This window comes from Microtetraspora niveoalba (assembly GCF_001570405.1).
Classification (GTDB): domain Bacteria; phylum Actinomycetota; class Actinomycetes; order Streptosporangiales; family Streptosporangiaceae; genus Microtetraspora; species Microtetraspora niveoalba.
Genome location: NZ_BBYM01000011.1, coordinates 138,734 through 160,194 on the forward strand (window position 1 = coordinate 138,734; position 21,461 = coordinate 160,194).

The window sequence follows — 21,461 nt, forward strand, 5'->3', positions numbered from 1 at the left end:
CCCCTGACACGCCGAGCGCGGGCGCCGGCCACCACAAACAGGGTCCCGATACCCGCCTTCCACTGCGACACTCAGCGGTAGATCACGCGGCGCACGATCGCCTTGATGCTCCGCTTCCGGTTCCGGCGCAGCGAGCCGACCTCCTTGCGGAGGGAGCCGACCTCGCGGCGCAGATCCACGGCAGATTTGCGCCATTTGGCCGCTTCGTCGCGCCATTTCCCCACCTGGCCGCGTAGCCGTTCGACCTCCTTGGCGAGCTTGGCCGCCTCGGCCTCCGCCTCGACGCGCGCGCGGTAGGCGCTTCGCCGCCCCCGGACGGCGGGCGCCTCGCCCGCCGGGAGGAGTCCGACGGACCGGCCGTCGATCCAGACCGCGCCGTACATCTCGGCCACGGCGTCGTCCAGGGCCTCGGAGACCTGCGCCGCCTGCCGCGCCCGTCCCTCCGGTTCCGCGACCGTCTCGGCCGGTCGGGCACCCTCAGGGCCGCCACCACCCGGCCGGGAACCGACGGCCGGGCCGGGCTCGCCGGCGACGGGCTCCCGGACGAAGGCGGCCCGGTTGTACGCCGCCGAACGTTCCAGGCGCGCCACCGTCACCTCGCCGCGGCCGCCGTGCACATCCCCGCCCGCGTCCTCACCGTCCTCGCGGTCCTCGCCGTCGTGGCCGGGGCCGTCCTCGGACAGGAGGAGGCCGACCAGGCCGAGCCCGCGCTCCTCCATCGTGTCGATCAGCGTCGCCAGGGTGTCCTCCCCCAGCGCCCACCCGGCGGGCACGCGCAGCCGGAACGGCGCGGGCGCGCCCGGCTCGGTGAACCGTACGCGGGCCTCGTGCGCGTAGTGGCCGCGGACGAGCGTGCGGTCGAGGCAGGGGTCGGTGAGCGGCGCGCGCCGCTCCCGCGTCTCGGGCTCGGGCACCCCGGTCACCACCACGCCCACGTCGGGGACGGTCCCGGCGAGGACGGTGTCCACCGTGGCCCGCACGTCCTCGTAGGAGGCGCCCGCGCCGTCCACCACCACCTCGACGTACGGCACGAGCCACTGGCGGGCGGGGTGGGAGCGCAGCCAGCGGTACTGCGCGACCCGGTCGGTGATGAACGCGTGGCTGACCCGGCTGACCGAGTCCATGTCGCGCATCCGCATCGTCGGGCCGAGGTGGTACGCCCGGGAGCGGGGCTCGGGGATGAACACCGCCCCCGCCTGGGCCAGGCGGTAGCCCATCTCGGTGTCCTGGCCCAGCATGAGGCCGGTGTCCATCGGACCGGCCGTCTCGATCAGCCGCCGGTTGACCGAGGTCGATCCCCCGACGTGCAGGCTGAAGGCCCGGTGCGCGTCACGCAGCCCGTCCGTACGGCCGACGAGGTCGACGATCCACGCGTGCGGCTCGGCGGGCTCGAAGATCGGGGCCAGCCCGTCGGCGTCCGCGATGTCGGCGGGCCGGGGCGGCGGCGCGGTGGTGAACCTCAGATATCCGGTCACGGAGAGGTAGGGGGCGAGGTGGTGCCAGCGCATCTGCGCCTCGACGGCGTCCCGCTCCAGCACGACGTCGGAGTCCAGCCAGTGGACGACGTCTCCGCCGGTCGCGGCGAGCCCCGCGTTCCTGGCCTCGGCCCGGCCCGGCGTCTCACATGTGATCAGGCGGGTGCCCGCGGGCCTCAGGTCGGGGAGGCGCAGCGGCGGGCTGCTGCCGTTGTCCACGACCACGACCTCGGTCAGCTCCGGCGGATAGGTCTGGACGGAGAGGGCGGCGAGCACGAGGTCGAGCTTGTCCTGCCCGCCGTACGCGGGGATGACGACGCTCACCCGGAGCCGGGGCGTCCAGGATCCGATCTCGGGAGGCGTGAGGACGGAGTAGTCGTTCCTGCTGATCCGGGGGGTGCTTTCGGGCGTTTCGATCAATGAGCCGGCTCCAGGATGCGGCTGGGCCTCACGCCCCGCCATTGGTTGGTCGCGACCTTCAGGAAGTGGGCGAGGGGCAACCGCCAGGTGTGGCGGCCCGCCGTCGATCGCCTGAGCATGTATCCGAGGCCGTGCGTCCGGTAGATGCGGGCGCCCGCGGCCTCCGCCGCCGTGAGCATCCCCTCGTCGACCGCGCGCGGCACCGAGGGGAACCCGGTGAAGGTCGCGCGGTCGAGCATGATCGTGCCGCCCGCGACGTGCCGGTTCCAGACCTCGCTCTTGTAGTCGGTGCGCCTGATGGTGAGGTTCAGCGGTTCGAGGTGGAAGAACTCGGCCGTCGTGCCGACGATGTCCGCGCCGGAGTACGAGCGGGCGAGCAGGAGGTCCGCGAGGTGCTCGGGCCCGTACCAGTCGTCGTCGTCCCACTTGGCGATGAGGTCGCCGCTCGCGTGACGCGCGGCCTCGTTGAGCACGTCCCCGAAGACCGTGCCGCCGTCCGCCTCGACGACCTCGACGGGGATGGGCAGCCCCTCGGCGGCCCGCCGTACGACGTCGGCCGGGTAACCGTGGGCGGCGAAGACGACCTCGACGTCCACGTGCCGCTGCCGGGCGATCTGGGCCAGCGCCCAGCCGGCCATCGACGGCCGCCTGCTGGCCACGATCACGCTGACGCTCGCCCTGGTGCGGCGGGCGGCGAGGGCGTGGCGGCGCAGCCGTACGCTGTGCTCCTCGCGGCGCAGGGCGGCCACGCTGACCCCCGACGTGTCGGTCTCGGGTTCGAGCCAGCCGGTCGAGGTGAGCAGCGCGGCAAGGGCGGGGTCGGCGGCGGCGAGCCACTCCGGGACCGTCTCCGCGTGCAGCGGCACACCGGCCGCCGCGAGCGCCATGACCGCGTCGAGGGATCGGCGTTCTCCTGTGTCGTACGGCGGGCCGGGGTCGTGCCCGCCGCCCCGTGACGGCTCGCCGTACGACGAGGGGCCGGGCCGATGATCGGGCCGGTGATCGAGCTGGGGGGCGGGCCAGGCGAGGCGCACGCTCTGGAATCGCCGCAGCCGCGCGACCGCGTCCTCCGCCGGCTCCTCCGGAAAGTGCGCTCCGTCGATCAGCCACCGGCTTCCGTCCCATGTGGCCCGCGCCGGTTCCGCGTCCGCGCTGCTCAGGAACCCCCGAGGGCTCGTCATGACCGTCCTATCAGGAAACTTTCAGGGATTACCCATGATTTACCTACAAAGCACCGCTAGAACATACATATACGCCGGAGATCGGACGCTTCCGCAATGTTCGGTGATCAAAGAATTCCACTGAAGTCGTGACAACAACAGTCCCGTAGACCATTTCGGTACTGTTCCGCGGATCCGCCGCCGGGGGGTGTCCGGCAGGGCGTGATCTGCCGGACACGACCTGGAGCGGGTCCGGGCGGACACGCCACGAGGCGGGGAGAGGGACGCGCGGGCACGCGCGGACGGCGGCACTGCCGCCGGGGCCCTCCCGGCGCCGGAGGCGGGCGGATCCGGGGAGGTGCCCCGCGCCCCCGGGCGAGCCGTGCCGGGGCGTACCACGGAGGTAGACACCCCATGCCCACCACCCGTCGGCTCGTCGTGGCCGCCGCGGCGGTCGGCGCGTTGACGCTGGCGACGTTGACCGTGCTGATCCTGCTGGAGATCCTCGAAATCCTCGCCGGCCTGACACTCGGCCTCCTCACCTGCGCGATCGGCCTGATGTTCCTCGTCACCCTCTCCGTACGGCGGCTGGACGGGAAGGCGCTGCGCATCGACGGCCGGGTCAAGCGGCAGGAGGCCGCCCTCGCCAAGGTCGCGGACGCCCTCGCGCAGGTCGCCGCGCGACTGGACCAGGCCGGCGCGGCGACCGACACGCACGGGTCGCGCCGCGACGAGGACCTGCGGGCGATCCTCGCCTCGCTCGGCGAGGACCGCGTCAACACGATGCTCGCCCGCCAGGAGATCGACGACGCCGTCGGCGGCGTCGGCACGCTCGTAGAGAGCGTCGGCGCCCGGCTGGACGGCGTCGAGAAGGCCCTGACCGGGGAGGTCAGGCGGGGCTACCGCCAGATCGAGGCGTACGTCGATCTGCGGGCCCTGATCGAGCCCAGAGCCCCGCTGCCCGCGCCCGGGAGCGCCGCACTCCTGAACAACGCGCCCCTGAACACCGGGCCTGTGAGCACCGCGCCTCCGAGCACCGGGCCCGACGTCCTTCGGCGGCTCGTCGAACACATCTGCGCGGACCGGCCGGGCCTCGTCGTCGCGTGCGGCGGCGGCTCGTCGAGCGTATGGCTCGGCTACGCCGTGGAACGTTTCGGCGGCGGCCGGGTCGTCGCCCTGGAGCACGACGGGCGCTGCGCGCAGCTCTCCCGCGACCTGGTGCGCGCACACGGGCTGGACCACGTCGTGGAGGTGCGGCACGCCCCGCTTCGCCCGTGGCGGCTCGGCGCGGAGTCCTGGGACTGGTACGACGAGGACGCCACGCGGGACCTCGACGGCATCGGGCTGCTCCTCGTGGACGGCCCGCCCGGCGCGACGGGGCGGCAGTCGCGCTATCCGGCGGTCCCCGCGCTGCTCGACCGGTGCGCGAAGGACGCGCGCATCGTCCTCGACGACGACCCGGGCGCCGACGAGTGGTCGGTGGTCAGCCGGTGGCTGGAGGAGTTCCCTCTGGAGGCCACGGACCACGAGGCCGGGACGGGCCTCGTGACGCTCAGGCTCGCGACGCCATGACCGTCCCCCACAGGCCCGCCGATCCCGCCACCGCGCGCGCTCCGCACCCGGACGGTCCGAGCCGAGCCGGGCACGGCTCCCCTGTCACACCAGCGGCGGACGACGGCTCCGGAACCCGGCGGGGCTCCCCTGTCACAGGCGCCCCACACCAGATCGCGAGCGATGTCCTCCGAACCGGGGCGGGCTCCCCTGTCACACCAGCGGCGGATGATGTCTCCGAGACCAGGGCGGGCTCCGTTGTCACAATCGCCCCACACCAGGCCGCGGACGATGTCCCCGGCGCCGGGGCGGGCTCCCCTGTCACGCCCGCTCCGCCCGTACGGCGCAACGACTACGGCACGCTCCGCCCGCCTGCGCTCGGCTCCTGGGAGCCCCGGCTGACCGTCAGCGTCGTCATCCCCGCGTACGAGTGCCAGGAGGCGCTGGACCGGACCCTGGCCGGGCTCGCCGCGCAGACCTACCCCGCGCATCTGATGGAGGTGGTCGTCGCCGACGACGGCAGCACTCCGGCGCTGCGCGTCCCCGCCGTCGCCCCCGAGGCCACCCGGATCGTACGCGTGCCCGCAGGCCGGTGGGGGCGCGGCTGGGCCCGGCAGACGGGCGCGGAGGCGGCGAGCGGGGACGTCGTCCACTGGGTCGACTCCGACATGATCCTCGCGCGGGACCACATCGAGGCGCACATGCGGTGGCACCACCTGGCGAGCTACGCGGTCGTCCACGGAAGGGTGGCGTTCGTCGCCGACGACGTGGCCCCTCCCCCGCCCGAGGACGTCCTCGCCGGGGCGTACGAGGGCGGCGCGGCGTTCGGCGAGGCGCGACCGCACGGCTGGACCGCCGAGGTGCTCAGGACGACCCGGGAGCTGCGCGACGAGGTCGCCGGAGCGTACCGGCTGCACTCCGGCGCGACGACATCGGTCGCGGCGTGGCTGCTGAGGGCCGCGGGCGGCGTGAACACGTCGCTGAACATGGCCGAGGACACCGATCTCGGCTACCGGCTCGCGCAGCGGGGAGCGGTCTTCATCCCGGACCCGGAGGCGCGGGCCTGGCATCTCGGCACGTCGACCGTCATGCGCCGCGAAGCGGACGTCCACCGGCACAACTGGTCGTTCCTGGGCGATCTGATCCCCGACCTGCGGTGGCTGCGCCGTCACCCCCGCCGCCGGTGGGCCGTGCCGTACGTCGAGGTGGTGATCGACGCGCACGGGGCGTCGTACGAGCGGGTGCGCGCGAGCGTGGACGCCGCCCTGGCGGGCACCGTGGCGGACACGTCGGTGGTGCTCCTCGGCCCGTGGGACGAGCTGCCCTCGGGGCGTCGCGCGTCGCTCGACGAACCGATGCTCGACACGCGTCTCGCGTACAACCTGTACGAGCACGAGCCGAGGGTGCGCTTCGTGCGGACGGCCTCGGAGAGCTGCGCGCCCACGCCCTTCCGGGTGACCTGCCCGGCCGGGTGGGTGCTCGGCCCCGACTCGCTCGCCAAGCTCGTCGGGCTGGCCGAACGCGACGGATACGGCCTCGTGTCGGTGGCCCTGGACGAGACCCCGGCCGGGGTGACGGCGCTCAGGCTGGAACGGACCTCGGCGTTCTCGCGTGCCGCGCTGGTGGCCGCCGACGGCCCGGGCCCCGCTTCCGGCACCGCCCCTCCAGGTTTCGCCACCACTCGCCCGGCCATGGCCACCCGTCCCACTCCGGACTCCATGGCGGCGGCCCCCGGCCCCGCTCCGGGCTCCCCGGTGTACGGCGTTCTGGACGCGCTGGTGGACGAGATGTACGGGTCGATCTGGGTCGCGGCGGCGGAGTACGGCGTCGTGACGGACGAGGAGGCCGAGCCCGTGGGCGGCGACCCGGCGAAGTGGCGGGCCGACGCGGCCCGCTGGCGGTCCGAGGCCACGCGGCTGCGAGCCGAAGTGGCGCGGCTGGAGGCGGAACTCCGGCACGCCCGTGACGCGGACGCCGACGGCGCGCGGCACGGCGGCGACCGGCGGCTCGTGGGCAGGCTCCTTCGCGAACTCGGGCGGCGATGATGTTCGAACGGATCGTCGCCGACGCCGTACGGCGCAACGCGGGACGCGTCGCCGTGTACTGCGTCGGAGTGGAATCGCCGGAGAAGCTCGCCGCCGAGGGCGTCCGGCATCTCGTGGATCTCGACGGCGACACGTACGGCGCGCCGTCGCCGGACAGCCGGACGACTTCCTCCGGGGACGGCCGGGCCACCGGAGGCGACCGGACACCTCCGGAGAACCGGACGGCTTCGTCGTCGGACGGCCGGGCCGCCGGGGGCGACCGGACGACTTCCTCCGCGGACGGCCACGCGGCATCGCCACTGGGGCAGGCGGTTCCGTCTCCGGACGAGCAGATGGCGGAGATCCTCGTGCTCGCCCGCACTCCCACGGACCTGCGCCGCGCCGCGACCATGCACGCGCTGCTGGCCAGGGCCGAGCGCGTGATCGTGGTGGCCGCCGAGACCCCGTACTGGTATCCGGCGCCGGCGCCGTCGCTCACGCCCGCCCACCGCTGGCGCGCTCTCACCGAGCTGAGGGTCCACCGGCCGGCAAGCGGCGCGTGGGCGGTGGACGCGCGTTTCTCCGCCCCCACACCGGCCGGCCGTACCGTGGCGGCGACCGCCAGGGCGTTCGCGGGGAACCGCCTCGACGGCATCGCCGCGCCCGTGGCGGCCCTCACCGGGCCCGGCGCCGCCCACTGGCGGCCCGGCGACCCCAACGCGTCCCTCGTGGAGCCGGGCGGCCCCCTGCCCGTACGCGTCGGCGCCCCGGGAGGGGATGTGGTGCTCCGCACGTCCCTCGCGGACGGCCTGCCCGCCTGGTCCGGGGACGAGCCCGTGGTGGACCTCCCCGCGCCGGGCGAGCTGAGCTGGGAACGCCTCGGCGAACCGGGAGGCGCCGCGCCCCTCGATCCGCCCCGGACCTCCCGTCCCGGGCGGAGCCCCGAGCCGAACCTCCGGCAGACCGAGAACCCGCCGGGAACCCCCGCCGCGCCTCCAAGCGAGACGGCGAGCCCATCCGGGGCCCCGGCCACGCGGCCCGCCGTACACGTGACCGACGTGCGGCTGGTGCCTCCCGTGGACGACCGCTCGGTGAACCCGATGGGCTTCGTCACCACCCCGACGCTCGGCATCGGCCGCCTGGAGCGGGCCGACGGACGGTGGAACGCCGTCCACGACGGGACGGTGCTCACCCGCTTCGCGGACTCGGGATGCGTCACCGTCACGGACGTCGCGCGTCTCAGGCAGTTGCGCGGCCTGCGGATCGACTGGCGGAACGGCCACACGGGACCGGTCGCCGCCGTACGCGTGGTCGCCTCGCTGGCGGCGGCGGGCGTCCCCCTGATCACCGGCGAGGTCCCCCCGTGGGCGGCAGCGCTCGGAGACGGGCTCGTCGGGCTGCTCGGCTCCGTCACCCCTGAGGACCTGGAGGACGATCTGCGGCGCGAGGAGCACAGCGTCAGGCTCCGCAGGCGGGCCCTCCGCGACCACGGCGTCGAGGCCCGCTGGGAACGGCTCGGCGCCCCCGCCCGGCAGCGGCCGCTCACGTCCGTGCTGCTGACGACCCGCCGCCCCGAGATGGTGCGCTTCGCGCTCGCCCAGGCCGCACGGCAGCGCGACGCGGAGCTGGAGGTCGTCCTCGCCCTGCACGGGATCCCGCGCGACCATCCGGCCGTGGCCCCGGCCGTCGCCGCGTTCGAGCGGCCGATCAGGGTCGTGGAGGGCGAGGCGTCGCTCCCGTTCGGCGCGCTGCTCAACAGGGCGGCGGCGCGGGCGTCCGGCTCGTTCCTGCTCAAGATGGACGACGACGACTGGTACGGCCCCGACTTCCTGGCCGACCTGCTGCTCGCGCACTCCTACTCCGGCGCGAACGTGCTGGGCACGGCCCTGGAGTTCGTCTACCTCGGAGCGATCGACGTCACCGTCCACCGCGACCAGGTCACCGAGCAGATCACCAACTTCGTCGCGGGAGGCACGATCTTCACCGAGCGTACGGCGTTCGACGCGGTGGGCGGCTTCCGCCCGCTCCCCCGCGCCGTGGACACCCAGTTCCAGCACGCCGTCCAGAGCGCGGGCGGGCAGGTCTACCGCACGCACGGCCTCGGATACGTGCTGCGCCGCGGCCCCTCGTCCCAGCACACCTGGCGCGAGCCGATCGGCACGTTCCTGCGGAGGAACAAGCGGCAGTGGCGCGGGTTCCGGCCGAGCGCCCTCATGGAGCTCCCGGAGACCGCCGCCATGGGGACGGCGCCATGACGCCCCTCACGCCTTCGCCTCTCCACGGACCGGGTGGCGCCCTCACCGACCCGGCGGGTTTGTTCACGGGCGCGGACGGCTCCCCCGCCCGGCCGGGGCCCGTGCGGATCCGGCGGAACGACTACGGCGTGCTCGCCCCGCCCGCCCCGGGCGCCTGGGAGCCCTCCCTGTCCGTCAGCGTGGTCATCCCGGCACGGAACTGCCAGGCGGAGCTCGATCTGCTCCTGGCGGCGCTGGCCGCGCAGAGCTACCCCGACCGCCTCCTCGAAGTGATCGTCGTGGACGACGGCAGCGGCCCGCCGCTGCGGCTGCCGCCGATCGCGCCGAGCCGTACCCGCCTCGTGCCCGCCCGCCCGGGCGGCTGGGGCATCGCCTGGGCGCTCGACACCGGTACGGCTCTCGCCGAGGGCCACGTGATCCACCGCGTCGACGCCGACATGGTGCCGTACCGCGAGCACGTCGAGGCGCACATGCGATGGCATCACCTCTGCGATCACGCCGTCGTGCTCGGGACGCTGCGCTTCGCCGACGTGGCGGGCGGGCTGCCCGCTCCCCCGGTCGTACGGGACGCGCTGGCCGCCGGAGAGGAGGACGGGCTGTTCGACCTGCCCTCCAGCGCGGCGCACGACTGGTGGGAGGAGCTGGTCGACCGGTACGACGGGTTCAGGCACGCGCCCAGCTCCGTGCTGCACCGCGTCCACGTCGGGGCGACGGCGTCGCTCCCCGCCGAGCTGCTGCGCGCGGCGGGCGGCCTGGACACCTCGCTGGTCCTGGCCGAGGACACCGAGCTGGGATATCGCCTCACCCAGGCCGGTGCGGTGTTCGTTCCGGACAGGGCGGCGCGAAGCTGGCATCTCGGCAAGCCGACCGCCATGCTGCGCGGGGACGAGGTGCGCCGGCACAACGCGCCGTTCGTCGCGGACCGCGTCCCCTATCGGCGGTTCCTCCGGGTGGAGGGTGGCCGGCAGTGGCTCGTGCCGTACGTCGAAGTGCTCGTGGACGCGTCGGCGGCAGGGTGCGAGAGCGTGTCGGGGACCGTGGACAGCGCGCTCGTCAGCACGCTCCCGGACGTCCACGTCACCGTGACCGGCCCGTGGGACGCGCTGGACGACGGGCGCCGGGCGCCGCTGGACGACCCGCTGCTCGACCTCCGGCTCGTCCGCGGCCGTTACGCGCACGACGGGCGGGTCCGGTTCGCGGTGTCCGCGCCCGCGACGGCGGCGCCCGCGCCCTTCCGGCTGGTCTGCCCGCCCGGCTGGGGCGTCGCCGCCGACACCGTGGACCGGCTGGTCGCGTACGCGGAGGAGGGCGACCTCGGGCTGCTGTGCGTCGCCCTGGACGAGGGCGAGGGCGGCGTGCTCAGCGCCCGCCTGGAGCGGACCTCGTCCGTCGCGCGGGCGGTGCGCCTGGCCGAGGACGGCGAGAGCCTCGACGACGTGATCCACGAGACCTTCGGCTCGGAGTGGCTCGACGGGGAGACGTGGGGCTTCGTCCGGCTCGACCCGGCCGCCCGGCTGCCCCGGAGCAGCCGCAACACGGAGGCGGCCCATTGGAAGGCGCTGGCCGTCCAGCGCAAGATCGACGGCGGTCGGCTGCGGTCACGCGTCACGGCCCTGGAGAAGGAGGTCGCCCGGCTCCGCAAGGAGGCCGAGAAGGGCCGGCGGGACACCGAGCGGTGGCGGGCCAAGGCCGAGCAGTGGCGGGTCGAGGCGGTGCGGCTGCGGCGCGAACGCGATCTGACGGTCCTGCGCCGGGCGGTCAGGAAGGCCCGCCGTCTGCTCCGCGACCGCGACGACCCCGCCTCGACCTGACCGCTACGGGGTGGCGGCGGCGCGCGACGCGCCGCCTCCACCCCACCGGGCACGGCCCGGAGCGGCTCATCGCGGTGTCCCTAGAGGGCGGCGGGCTCTTCGGGGACGGGGCGCACCCGGCCGCCGGTGACGTCCGCGAGCGTGCGGACGGCGGTGCCGTGCCGCTCACGCTTCGCCAGCCAGCCGAGGAACTGGTCGAGCACGGCCGTACGGACCGAGAACGTGCCGCACCCTCGCGCGCACACCTTGTGGAAGGCCAGCGGGAGCAGGCCGCCGCCGCTCTGCTCGGCGCGGAGCACGTACCGCTTCATGTCCGCCAGGGTGGTGCTCTCGCGCACGGATCCCGGCGTGCGGATCTCGTAGACCCGCTCGGGGCGGGTGGGCTCGGCCACGACGCAGTCCCGGCACGGCCCCTGCGCGATGCCGCCGATGGTCCGCGCCGCGTTGTAGCCGCAGTCCCGCGCGGCCTGGCGGGCGCTCGCGTCCACGGCTCCGTACGGATAGGCGAAGGTCCGCACCGTGAGGCCCATCCCGAGGAGGGCACGGCGGTCGGCGCAGATCGTCTCCGTCTGCTCCTCGGGGGCGAGGTCGGTGAGCCGCTCGTGGTTCACGGTGTGGCCGCCGATCTCGTGGCCCGCCTTCGCGATGGCCGCCGCCTGCGCGCGGGTGAGTTTGCCCTTCGTCCCGAGGTCGCCGCTGTTGATGTAGAAGGTGCCGCGCAGTCCGTGTCTCTCCAGCAGCTTCGCGGCCATGGTGTGGCTGCGGTCGCCGTCGTCGAAGGTGAGCGCGACGACGGTCCTGGGGCGCGTACGGGACTTCGGCGTGGCTTTCGGCCGGGGTTTCGCCGCGGGCGCGGCGGTCGTGCCGTGGGTGCTCCCGGCGCGTACGGAGCCGGCTTCGGGGGTCGCGACCGCGGCGACTCCTGTACCGCCGGAGGCGGCTCCGGTCACGGCGTGGGCGGCCTGGGCCTGGAACACCAGCGGGACGAGGACGGAGAGCGCGAGCGGCGCCCACAGTGTTCTTCGCACGATCTCACGTCCTCACTACGTCACGCTTTCCGAGCCGGTCGCGCTGTCGTACAACCTTTGGCCCGGGCAAGTCGCGGCTTCCGCCCGGCGGCCCTGGGAGCGGATCCGGGTCAAGGTTCGAAGGCGCCCCACTGGCGCGCCGAACCGGGTCGACTTTCCTAGATATATCGGAAATATCGAACTAATGGGGGACGGACCCCGTTGGGTGGTGGAGACGCGAATCGGCCCCGGACCGTGTTCGCGACCCGGGGCCGATGATGACGTGCCGGCGCCCCGCTACGGGGTCTCGTCGCCTTCGACGCGCATCACGCCGGCGACCGCGCGGACGATGTCCATCTCGCGCAGGCTCTCGATCGTGGCCGAGAGCGCGGCGTCGGTGGCCCGGTGGGTGACGATGACGAGCTGCGCGTCGTCGCCCCTGCCCTCCTGGCGGACGGTCTGGATGGACACGTCGTGCTTGGCGAAGATGTCGGCCACGCTGGCGAGGACGCCCGGCTTGTCGGCCACGTCGAGGGAGACGTGGCACCGCGTGATGCTCTCGCCCATCGGGTGGACCCGCAGATCCGCGTACGTGGACTCCTCGGGGCCACGGGTGTTCGCGATGCGGTTGCGCGCCACGGCGACGATGTCGCCGAGCACCGCCGAGGCGGTGGGCGCGCCGCCCGCGCCCGCGCCGTAGAACATCAGCCGGCCGGCCGACTCGGCCTCCACGAACACCGCGTTGTACGCCTCGCGGACGCCCGCGAGCGGGTGCGACCTCGGGATCATCGCGGGGTGGACGCGGACGCCGACGGACCTGCCGTCGTCGGACCGCGCGCAGATGGCGAGCAGCTTGATGACGTAGCCCATGGCCTTGGCCGAGGCGACGTCGGCCGCGGTGATCTCGGTGATGCCCTCGCGGTGGACGTCGGCCGCGGTCACCCGGCTGTGGAAGGCGATGCCCGCGAGGATCGCCGCCTTGGCCGCCGCGTCGAAGCCCTCGACGTCGGCGGTCGGGTCCGCCTCGGCGTAGCCGAGCGCCTGGGCCTCCTCCAGGGCGTCGTTGAAGGACGCGCCGGTGGAGTCCATCTTGTCGAGGATGTAGTTGGTGGTGCCGTTCACGATGCCGAGCACCCGCTGCACGCGGTCACCGGCCATCGACTCCCGCAGCGGGCGCAGCAGCGGGATCGCGCCCGCGACACTGGCCTCGAAGTACAGGTCGGCGCCGTTCTCGCGGGCGGCGCGGTGGATGGTCGCGCCGTCCTCGGCGAGCAGCGCCTTGTTCGCGGTGACCACGGACTTGCCCGAGGCCATCGCGGACAGGATCAGCGACCTGGCCGGCTCGATGCCGCCGATCACCTCGACCACGATGTCGACGTCGTCGCGGGACACCAGGCTCTCGGCGTCCGTGGTGAGGAGCGCGGGGTCGATCTCGGTGTCGCGCTTGCGGCCGAGCTTGCGCACCGCCACGCCGGCGAGTTCGAGGGGCGCGCCCACACGCGCGGCGAGGTCGCTCTCCTGCTCGCGCAGGAGCCGGACGACCTGCGAGCCGACGACCCCGCAGCCCAGCAACGCGATTTTCAGAGGTTTGGTCACAGTTGTCCCCTCAGGAGGTCGTCTTCGGTCTCCCGGCGCACGATGACGCGCGACTGGCCGTGGGACACGGCCACGACGGCCGGCTTGGGCAGGTAGTTGTAGTTGTTGGCGAGCGAGCGGCAGTAGGCGCCCGTCCCGGCCACGGCGACCAGGTCGCCCGGCGTGAGGTCGGCGGGGAACCACAGGTCGCGCACGACCATGTCGCCGCTCTCGCAGTGCTTGCCGACGAGGCGGGAGAGCATCGGCCCGGCCTCGCTCTCGCGGGAGGCGAGCACCGCCGTGTAGTCGGCGCCGTACAGCGCGGTGCGGATGTTGTCGCTCATGCCGCCGTCCACGCTGACGTAGGTGCGCAGGCCCTCGACGTCCTTGACCGTGCCGACCTCGTACAGCGTCACGCCGGCGAGCCCGGCGATGGACCGGCCCGGCTCGACGGTCAGCCGGGGCACCGGCAGGCCGGCCGCCTCGCACACCTTGGCGACGATGTCGCGCAGGCTGTCCGCGAGCTCCTTCACGTCCAGGACCTCGTCGCCCTTGACGTACGGGATGCCGTAGCCGCCGCCGAGGTCGAGCTCGGGCAGGACGACGCCGTGCTCCTCCTTGATCTCGACGAGCAGCGCGGCGAGGCGGCGTGCCGCGACCTCGAACCCGGCCGTGTCGGTGATCTGCGACCCGATGTGGGAGTGGAGGCCGACCAGTTCGAGCTGCGGCAGCGCGAGGATGCGGCGGACCGCCTCGGCCGCCGCGCCGCTGCTCAGCGACAGGCCGAACTTCTGGTCGTCGTGCGCCGTCGCGATGAACTCGTGGGTGTGGGCCTCGACGCCCACGGTCACCCTGATCATGACCTTGGGGCGGGCGCCGTACTTGTCCGCGAGGAACCCGAGCCGGGCGATCTCCTCGTACGAGTCGACCACGATGTGGCCGACGCCGACGTCCACGGCCCGCTCCAGCTCGGCGAACGACTTGTTGTTGCCGTGCATGGTGATGCGCTCGGGCGGGAAACCGACGCTGAGCGCGACGGCGAGCTCGCCCGCGCTGCACACGTCCAGGCCGAGGTCCTCCTGCTGGATCCAGCGGGCGATCTCCCTGCACAGGAACGCCTTGCCCGCGTAGTGGACCTCGCCGTCGTGGAACGCCGCGCGGTAGTCGCGGCAGCGGGACCGGAAGTCCTCCTCGTCGACGACGTAGAGCGGCGTACCGTACTGTGCCGCCAGGTCGCGCACGTCGACGCCGCCGATCGTGACGGCGCCGTCGATCCGGCCGGACGTTCGCGTCCAGATCGCCGGGTCGAGGCCGTTCAGATCAGCGGGGACGTGCGGTGGACGTTCCTCGGGCAGCGCGTCGGCGTGCCCGTCACCGGCGGAATGGGCGAATCGGCTCACCCGAACGAGGCTATCCGACCCCGCCGCCACCACGAGACGGATGACCAACTGGCGAGACAGATCGCCACACGAAATCCGGAAATTTCAGCATTTTGGCGAAAATTTGGTGGCAAAGGCCCCCATGACGCACGAACTCCTTCACCACCGCCCCATCCCTCGCACGGCCGACGGTCCCGGAAGACGCCGTATTCACAGCCGCTCCGGGAGATCGGGCGCCACGACCGCGGCCAGGACGGCCCGTACGGCGGCCGCCAGCCAGACCCGGGCGGTGTGCACATCGCCGGCGGGGCGGTCCCCCCACGGCACGGCCGGGCAGTGTTCGTGCGCGTCGTGGTAGGCGAGGGCGAGCTGCCCGGCGTACGCCTCCCACGCCGGGTCGCGGCTCGCGGCACGGCTCGGCAACTCGGCGAGCAGCCTGAGCACGGCGCGGTCGCGCGGATCGTCCAGCGCCTCGGGACGGAATCCCTCCTGGGGGACGCCCAGATCACGCGCCCATCGCCGCACCGCCGCCGCCCGCGCGTGGGCGTACCGGACGACGAATCCGGGGTTGTCCCAGGTGCGGGGGAGATCCGGAGCGAGCGCGCCGGGCCCGTGGATCGCGGGCGGCCCCTTCCGCACGATCTCGCCGGCCACCTCGCCCGGCCGGGCGACCGCGATCAGCAGGAACCCGTCGGGCCGGACCCTGACCTCGTCGACGCCGTCGTATGGGCGCAGCCGTGCCGCGATCTCCTCGGCCACCTCGCGCGGCGGCCGCCCCTGCCCCGCCCGGAACGCGACCGGCGAGCCGTAGACCGCCTCCCGTGCCCACGACCCCCAGGGAGCGGGCGGCGCGCCGAGGAGCCCGGCGAGCTGTTCAGGGGTCATCCCGGCAGCCTATGCCGGTCGGAGCACTAGATCAGGGCGAGGGGCTCGGCGGGGAAGTAGCCCTGGAGCCGAGCGGAGCCGAGCAGGCGGCCGACGGCGGTCTCGCGGACGCAGATGTAGGAGTACCGGTCCGCCGAGTACACGCGCACCCCGTCGGCCCGGCACTGGCGCATGATCACCTCGTCCCAGTCGTCCGAGACGTCGGCGAAGCCCAGGTCGGAGAGCACCTGGCGGCGGCCGAGCAGCGTGCCGCCGCCCAGCTCAGGCAGGAACCTGTGCTCGGCGCCCGGCTGGCGCAGGAGCGTGGCCCCCACCTCGGGCAGATGCGCATAGAACGACGCCTTCCCCACGATCTCGGCGTCCGTGGAGCCGAAGTGGCGGAAGAGGTCGGACAGGTAGTGCTGGCCGTACACGTCCCGGGGGTCGAAGACCGCGACGTAGTCGCCCTCGGCGAGCCGCAGCGCCCGGTCGAGGGCCGCGCCGCGGGTCAGCGGGACCTCGGGGACCCGTACGACGAGGTCCTGGAGGACGGCCACGCCCTGCGGCAGCGCCGGGCCGGCGGCCTGCGCGCCCTCGCCGGAGACGGCCGTCTGGAGCGGGGCGAGGATCTGGCGGGCGCTCTTCTCGACCAGCCCGGCGTCCAGGCCCTCGGCGACGATGACGAGCTGCCCCGGCACGTGCGCCTGGCGCGCGATCTGGTCCAGGAGGTGCTCCAGCTCGGCCGCGCCATGGACGGCCGCGATGACCGAGACGGTGCCGGTGTTGCGGACGTTCGGGAGCCCGACCACGTCGAACACCGGGTCGAGCAGCGGCGTGACGGATTCGGTGCGGCGCCAGCCCAGATGGGCCTCGCGGTCGAGGCCCACGGCGTCCGCGAGCAGCGCCTCCGCCTGCGCCACCGTCACCTCGGGTTTGACCCCGGCGGCCAGCCTGAGCACGGGCGTGGCGCAGGCCGCGATCTCGGCGACGACCCGCGCGTCGGCGTCGGCCACCGCCACCACGAGCCCGGCCCGCCGGTACGCGGTCAGGACGTCGTCGTAGGACGTCTTGTCGTCGTCCTGTCCGGGGAGCGGCCGCCAGACGCGCCCGCCGAGCGTGGGGTCGGCCCCCTGAGGCTGCGGCGTACCGGTCGCGGAGGCGGCCTCGCTCTGGGCCCCACTCTGGGGCTCCACCGCGTTCGCCATCCCGTCGGCCGTCCCGTCGGCGGGCTCGGCCGGGCGGGCCGGCAGCGCCACGGCGCCGAGCGTGAAGACGTCGGAGGTGCGGCCGCCGACCGCCGGGATCGGGTTGTGGACGCGCGGCTGCACGGCCAGCGGGAGGACGCCGACGCGGTCGTGGCGCAGCGCGGACCGCCATTCGCGGGCCCGCGCCTCGGTCGTCGTCAGGACGTACTCGAAGTGCTCCGCCGCCGGGATCGCGCGCGAGATCGCGCCCCCGGAGTGCCAGAAGACGGTCTTGACGCCGCGCTTGCGGCACGCCTCCACGAGGTCGCGCAGCGCCCGCGACTCGCCGGCCAGCGCCTCCAGCCAGCGCCCGCCGTTGCCCTGCCGGGGGCCGGGCTGTACGGACTCGACGAAGAGCAGGTGCGGCTGGTGCCGGTCGAGCATCGCGGCCCAGTTCTCGGGGCCGAAGTTCGTCACCTGCCGCCACTCGTAGCGCAGCAGCGCCTCGGTCTGCCGGTCCACGATCGCGGCGACGGTGAGGTACGGCCGGGCCAGCGGGCCCTTGGGCACCTCGAAGCCGTCGGCCATGGGAGCGGAGACCTCGGGCGCCCGCGGGTCGGGCGCGACCGGCGTCGCGGGGGGCTCGCCGACGTCGGGCAGTTCGGGCTTGAATTCGGAGCGTTTGGGGGCGGGCCGTTTCTTCACCGGCTCCTTGAGGGTCCTGGCGACCGTGCCGGGATTCTTGGTGTGCAGCGCGTCGCCGAGCTTGAGCCAGCGGCTCTCCTGCACCGAGGCGAGCTTCCACTGGGTGACCTCGGTCTGGTAGCGCTGCTCGGCCAGTTGCTTGGCGAGTTGCGTGTTCTGCCGCTCGGCGGTCCTGGCCCGGACCTCGGCCTCGCGCATCCGCGTCAGCGCCTCGGCCTCGGAGCGCGCCGCCTCGTCGAGCCGCCGCTCGTAGTCGGCGAGCAGCCGGGCCAGCTCCGCCGCCCCCGCGGCCTCCTCGACGGCCTGCGCCAATGCGCGCTTGACGCTCTCGAGGTCGCTCGTCTCGCTCATGGGTCACTCCGCGGTAGTCCGAAAAGGCGGGAGTCACAATATTCGCAGATCACTCGGATCGATCTCCGCTCCCCGAACCACTGCGAAACTCCGCACAGCTTCCGAGATCCGGCTGACCATGAACTTACCGGCGAAGCGCCGCGACATGGCCGGCGGATCTCGCCGCACACCGACGGCCGCGTCCCCGCAACCGGCCGGCGAAGCTTCCACGGCACCGGCGACGAAATCTCCACAGCACCAGCGACCATCTGTCCACACACCCTGCGACTTTCTTTCCACAGACCCCGCGGCCATCTCGCCATACCGACTTCTCCCGCGCCTGCCTCTGTGGCATCGTGACCTGGTGGTCACCCCTTCTCAGACGCCGATGGGCCGGGTCGTTCCGCGCCACGCAGAGCGCACGGTCGCGGAAGCGATGTCGGACACCCGTGTCGTGCTCCTCAACGGAGCACGACAGTGTGGCAAGAGCACGCTGGTGCGACTGATCTCGAAGGATCGGACGGCCGAGTGGCGCAACCTCGACACGCCGGCCGTGCGGCAGGCCGCGCTCGCCGACCCGGCTGGATTCGTCGCGTTCCCGGAGCTCATGGTGATCGACGAGATCCAGCGGGTCCCGGAGCTGCTCCTGTCCATCAAGGAGCAGGTCGACGAAGATCCACGTCCCGGCCGCTATCTGCTGACAGGGTCCGCGCGGGTGCTCGGCCTGCGTACGTTGCCCGACACATTGCCCGGACGCATGGAAACGGTCGAGCTGTGGCCGTTCTCCCAGGGGGAGATCGACGACGCGCCCGACGGATTCGTGGACGCGATCTTCGCGGAAGGCGAGAACCTCCACCACACCTCCGCCGTCTCACGCGGCGACTACGCCGCGCGAATCGTGCGCGGCGGATTTCCCGAGGCGGTGGCGCGCACCAATCCGCGGCGGCGGGAGCGCTTTCTCGACTCCTATGTGTCCGACCTCATCTCCCGTGACGTCAGCCAATTGTCGGAGATCGAGCGGACGAGTGAGATGCGACGGCTCGTGCGTCTCGTAGCGGCACGATCGGGGCAACTTCTGCTCAACGCCGCGATCGGTCGAGACGCCGGGCTGCCCGCGAACACCGCGAGCCGATATCTCAGCCTGCTCGAAGAGGTCTTCCTGATCAAGCGGATCCCTGCCTGGTCGCGAAATCTGAGTTCGCGGGCGACATCCACCCCCAAGGTGGCCTTCGTCGATTCCGGTGTCGCCGCGAACCTTCTCGGCCTCGACCCCCGGAGCCTGCTACGCCCCGAAGGCCCCTTCGGACCGCTTTTGGAGGGATTTGTTCTCATGGAACTCGCCCGCCAGCTGACCTGGTCCGACGAACGTGCGGAACTCTTCCACTACCGCACGAAGGACATGATCGAAGTGGACGCCGTTCTGGAGAACCGCCAGGGCAGGGTCGTAGGCGTGGAGGTGAAGGCCTCCTCCACCGTTCGGTCGGAGGACTTCAAGGGGCTCCGCCACCTGGCGGGTCGGCTGGGTGAGGACTTCGTCGCGGGGGTCGTCCTCTATACGGGTACGCAGACGCTGCCTTTCGGGCCGAAGCTCCGCGCCGTGCCGGTGAGCGCACTGTGGGAGGTCGCCGGGCGATGAGCCGCCCGGCACGGCGGGGCCGGACGGGGCGTCGCGGTTTCGCGCGTCGTGGGATGGCGGCGCGGATCCGTAGACTCTCCCGTCGAGGTAGAAGGAGGGCGAACGGTGCGCAAAGGTGAGTTGCCGCGATACCAGGCCAGGCCGTACGTGTGTGGTGCCATCGGCCCCTTCGATCCGGCCCGCCTGGACGTGCTGGCCCGCTCCGGCCCCGCCGTGCGGCTGGTCCATCGGGCGCCCGACGCGGCCCTCCTCACCTCCACGCCGATCAGGCCGTACGGCACGAGCACCGGAGACGGCGGGGAGCAGGATTCCGGCGGCTCCGGGCCCGCCGCGTTCGCCTGGGGCGGCCGGCTCCCGGTGAGCGCCGCGCCGGGGACCGGCGGCGGGACGCTCGCGGGGACGGGGGCGCGGCCGGCCTGGCTGTCCGTCGCCGAGACCTTCGAGACGCCCGGCCTGATCGACGAGCCGGACGAGGTGCTCCTGCACACCGGCGCCTTCGGCCTCGACGACGTCTACTACCTGGCCGACGGGGACGCGATCTACTTCGCCGGCCTGATCGAGCCGCTGCTCGCCCTCGCGCGCACGCCGTACGAGGTGAACTGGGACGCCTGGGCGGCCATTCTCAAGCTGACCTACCCGCTGCTCGAGGACACTCCGTACCGGCAGGTGAAGCGGCTGCCGGGCGCGTCCGCGCTGATCTGGTCGCGGACCGACCGGCGGGTGCGGGTGGACCGGCGGGCGCCGCGCTGGGTGCGCGAGGAGCCGTTCGACCGGGGCGTGACGGGCGGCGACCTGGTCGAGCTGCTGCACGAGGCGCTCAAGCCGTACGACAGGGTGCTGGTGCCGGTGAGCGGCGGCTACGACTCGCGGCTGCTGGCGAGCATCGCGGTGGCCGCGAAGATGGACGTCGAGTCGTGGACGACCAGCCCGGACGACGGGCTGGACAACGACATCGACTTCGCGCGGTACATCACGCGGGAGCTCGGCCTGCCGCACCGAATTATCCCGCAATATCCCGAAAAATACCCGGAAGAGGCGCTGTGGGCGGCTCGGCGGCTGGAGTACCTGACCAGCCACCACGCCTGGTACTCCCCGTTCGCCCGGGAGGTCCACGCCGCCGGACGGCCGGTGGTGGACGGCCTGGCCGGCGGCCCGCTGATGAAGAACTTCCTCATCACCGCCGACGCCGTCGGCGCCGGGACCGGCGCCACTCGGCGCGAGGCGCTCCTGGCCGCCCTGGCGACCGGCGAGCCCCACATGCCCGTCCTCGGCGACGCCGCGCTCGCCTGGATGGACGACCGGGTGCGCGCCGCCTTCACCCGGGCCACCTCGATGCTGCACGGCCACCGCTCCGAGCTGCCGCTCAGCGTGCTGCACACACGCACCGCGCGGGGCATCGCGCGCTCCCCGGTCAACCTGGTGGGCCCGGAGGCCACGCCGGTGTTCCCGTTCCTGCACCCGGAGTTCTTCGACGCGGCCCTCTCGGTGCCGGTGACGCGCAAGGAGGGCGGCAGGTTCTACCGGGAGATCCTGCGGGCGGCCAACCCCAGGGTGGCGACGCTGCCGTCCACCAACGGCGCCCTCCCCCACCGCCGGGTGCCGCTACGGTCGAACGGCCCGGTCGCCCGCGAGTGGAACCACCGGATGTTGCGCAAGGCGGCGACCGTCCCGGGCCTGATGTCGCCCCAGATGCTGGAGGTCGTCGCGCAGGGCCCGGACGCGCTGGCGTCGTTCGGCTCGTGGAACTCCCGCTTCTGGCTGCGCGGCCTGGTGCTGTTCGGCGCGTGGCTGGGCGACTACGAGGACGTCCTCGGCGACCTCACTCCCCCGTGGTCCGGAAGCATCGGCTGACGGCTCCGCCGGCGGCCCGGCCGTCGCCCGCGCGCGGCTCGCGAGGGCGACGGCGAGATGACTCTCCGCGATCATGCGGCAATAGACGAAAAGCACTTGTCAGGGCGGAGTAACGACTCCTTGTCAGACCCGGGCGAGTGGTAGTTTCTTGTTATGTATATGGCATGAGCTGGCATACAGCTGCGGAGTGTGACCAGGCCACCCCACCCCTTCCTCATCAAGCGAGACCAGATG

Annotated in this window: 13 protein-coding genes; 6 read left to right on the forward strand and 7 right to left on the reverse strand. The window is 73.4% G+C overall.

Annotated features, from left to right (window positions below):
* Positions 1-71: 71 nt before the first annotated feature.
* Both AWQ70_RS11960 and AWQ70_RS11965 read right to left on the reverse strand, forming a co-directional pair.
* A complete protein-coding gene (locus tag AWQ70_RS11960; protein ID WP_245646918.1) occupies positions 72-1,895 on the reverse strand; it encodes a glycosyltransferase family 2 protein in 1,824 nt (607 codons plus the stop codon).
* Positions 1,892-3,076 carry a glycosyltransferase family 2 protein gene (locus tag AWQ70_RS11965; RefSeq protein WP_067174322.1) on the reverse strand — a complete coding sequence of 395 codons (1,185 nt, stop codon included), beginning with the start codon at positions 3,074-3,076 and terminating at the stop codon, positions 1,892-1,894. Before AWQ70_RS11965 ends, AWQ70_RS11960 begins: the two co-directional genes overlap by 4 nt.
* A 393-nt stretch (positions 3,077-3,469) precedes the next feature.
* Here AWQ70_RS11965 and AWQ70_RS11970 point away from each other — a divergent pair, with 393 nt between their 5' ends.
* From AWQ70_RS11970 to AWQ70_RS11985, 4 genes are read left to right on the forward strand one after another with little or no spacing between them, the layout of a single operon-like run.
* Positions 3,470-4,627, forward strand: a complete 1,158-nt coding sequence (locus tag AWQ70_RS11970) for a class I SAM-dependent methyltransferase (RefSeq protein WP_067174326.1) — start codon at positions 3,470-3,472, stop codon at positions 4,625-4,627.
* On the forward strand, positions 4,624-6,651 hold the full coding sequence (locus tag AWQ70_RS11975) for a glycosyltransferase family 2 protein (RefSeq protein ID WP_084516879.1): 2,028 nt from the start codon (positions 4,624-4,626) through the stop codon (positions 6,649-6,651). Before AWQ70_RS11970 ends, AWQ70_RS11975 begins: the two co-directional genes overlap by 4 nt.
* On the forward strand, positions 6,648-8,885 hold the full coding sequence (locus tag AWQ70_RS11980) for a glycosyltransferase (RefSeq protein ID WP_067174329.1): 2,238 nt from the start codon (positions 6,648-6,650) through the stop codon (positions 8,883-8,885). Before AWQ70_RS11975 ends, AWQ70_RS11980 begins: the two co-directional genes overlap by 4 nt.
* A complete protein-coding gene (locus AWQ70_RS11985) occupies positions 8,882-10,696 on the forward strand; it encodes a glycosyltransferase (RefSeq protein ID WP_084516882.1) in 1,815 nt (604 codons plus the stop codon). Before AWQ70_RS11980 ends, AWQ70_RS11985 begins: the two co-directional genes overlap by 4 nt.
* 80 nt (positions 10,697-10,776) lie before the next feature.
* On the opposite strand, the gene AWQ70_RS11990 is transcribed toward AWQ70_RS11985, so the two are convergent.
* The 5 genes from AWQ70_RS11990 to AWQ70_RS12010 form a co-directional block, all read right to left on the reverse strand.
* A complete protein-coding gene (locus AWQ70_RS11990; protein WP_067174332.1) occupies positions 10,777-11,724 on the reverse strand; it encodes a polysaccharide deacetylase family protein in 948 nt (315 codons plus the stop codon).
* A gap of 276 nt (positions 11,725-12,000) precedes the next feature.
* Positions 12,001-13,281: a homoserine dehydrogenase gene (locus AWQ70_RS11995; RefSeq protein WP_174552384.1), complete on the reverse strand. Its 1,281-nt coding sequence runs from the start codon at positions 13,279-13,281 to the stop codon at positions 12,001-12,003.
* Between the two features lie 14 nt (positions 13,282-13,295).
* Positions 13,296-14,678: a diaminopimelate decarboxylase gene (gene lysA, locus AWQ70_RS12000; RefSeq protein WP_067174335.1), complete on the reverse strand. Its 1,383-nt coding sequence runs from the start codon at positions 14,676-14,678 to the stop codon at positions 13,296-13,298.
* Between the two features lie 189 nt (positions 14,679-14,867).
* On the reverse strand, positions 14,868-15,542 hold the full coding sequence (locus AWQ70_RS12005; RefSeq protein ID WP_067174338.1) for a DALR anticodon-binding domain-containing protein: 675 nt from the start codon (positions 15,540-15,542) through the stop codon (positions 14,868-14,870).
* Positions 15,543-15,568: 26 nt separating this feature from the next.
* Positions 15,569-17,761, reverse strand: a complete 2,193-nt coding sequence (locus AWQ70_RS12010; RefSeq protein ID WP_067174340.1) for a hypothetical protein — start codon at positions 17,759-17,761, stop codon at positions 15,569-15,571.
* Between the two features lie 367 nt (positions 17,762-18,128).
* On the opposite strand from AWQ70_RS12010, the gene AWQ70_RS12015 reads away from it, so the two are divergent.
* Positions 18,129-19,376, forward strand: a complete 1,248-nt coding sequence (locus AWQ70_RS12015) for an ATP-binding protein (protein WP_067174342.1) — start codon at positions 18,129-18,131, stop codon at positions 19,374-19,376.
* Positions 19,377-19,481: 105 nt separating this feature from the next.
* Positions 19,482-21,227, forward strand: coding sequence for an asparagine synthase (locus AWQ70_RS12020; RefSeq protein ID WP_067174344.1), 1,746 nt, complete (start codon positions 19,482-19,484; stop codon positions 21,225-21,227).
* Positions 21,228-21,461: the final 234 nt, after the last annotated feature.

Excerpts from the sequence above, each read along its gene's own strand:
- AWQ70_RS11965 (WP_067174322.1), bottom strand. The coding sequence starts at position 3,076 with ATGACGAGCCCTCGGGGGTTCCTGAGCAGCGCGGACGCGGAACCGGCG.
- AWQ70_RS11970 (WP_067174326.1), top strand. The coding sequence starts at position 3,470 with ATGCCCACCACCCGTCGGCTCGTCGTGGCCGCCGCGGCGGTCGGCGCG.
- AWQ70_RS11975 (WP_084516879.1), top strand. The coding sequence starts at position 4,624 with ATGACCGTCCCCCACAGGCCCGCCGATCCCGCCACCGCGCGCGCTCCG.
- AWQ70_RS11980 (WP_067174329.1), top strand. The coding sequence starts at position 6,648 with ATGATGTTCGAACGGATCGTCGCCGACGCCGTACGGCGCAACGCGGGA.
- AWQ70_RS11985 (WP_084516882.1), top strand. The coding sequence starts at position 8,882 with ATGACGCCCCTCACGCCTTCGCCTCTCCACGGACCGGGTGGCGCCCTC.
- AWQ70_RS12005 (WP_067174338.1), bottom strand. The coding sequence starts at position 15,542 with ATGACCCCTGAACAGCTCGCCGGGCTCCTCGGCGCGCCGCCCGCTCCC.
- AWQ70_RS12010 (WP_067174340.1), bottom strand. The coding sequence starts at position 17,761 with ATGAGCGAGACGAGCGACCTCGAGAGCGTCAAGCGCGCATTGGCGCAG.
- AWQ70_RS12015 (WP_067174342.1), top strand. The coding sequence starts at position 18,129 with ATGGGCCGGGTCGTTCCGCGCCACGCAGAGCGCACGGTCGCGGAAGCG.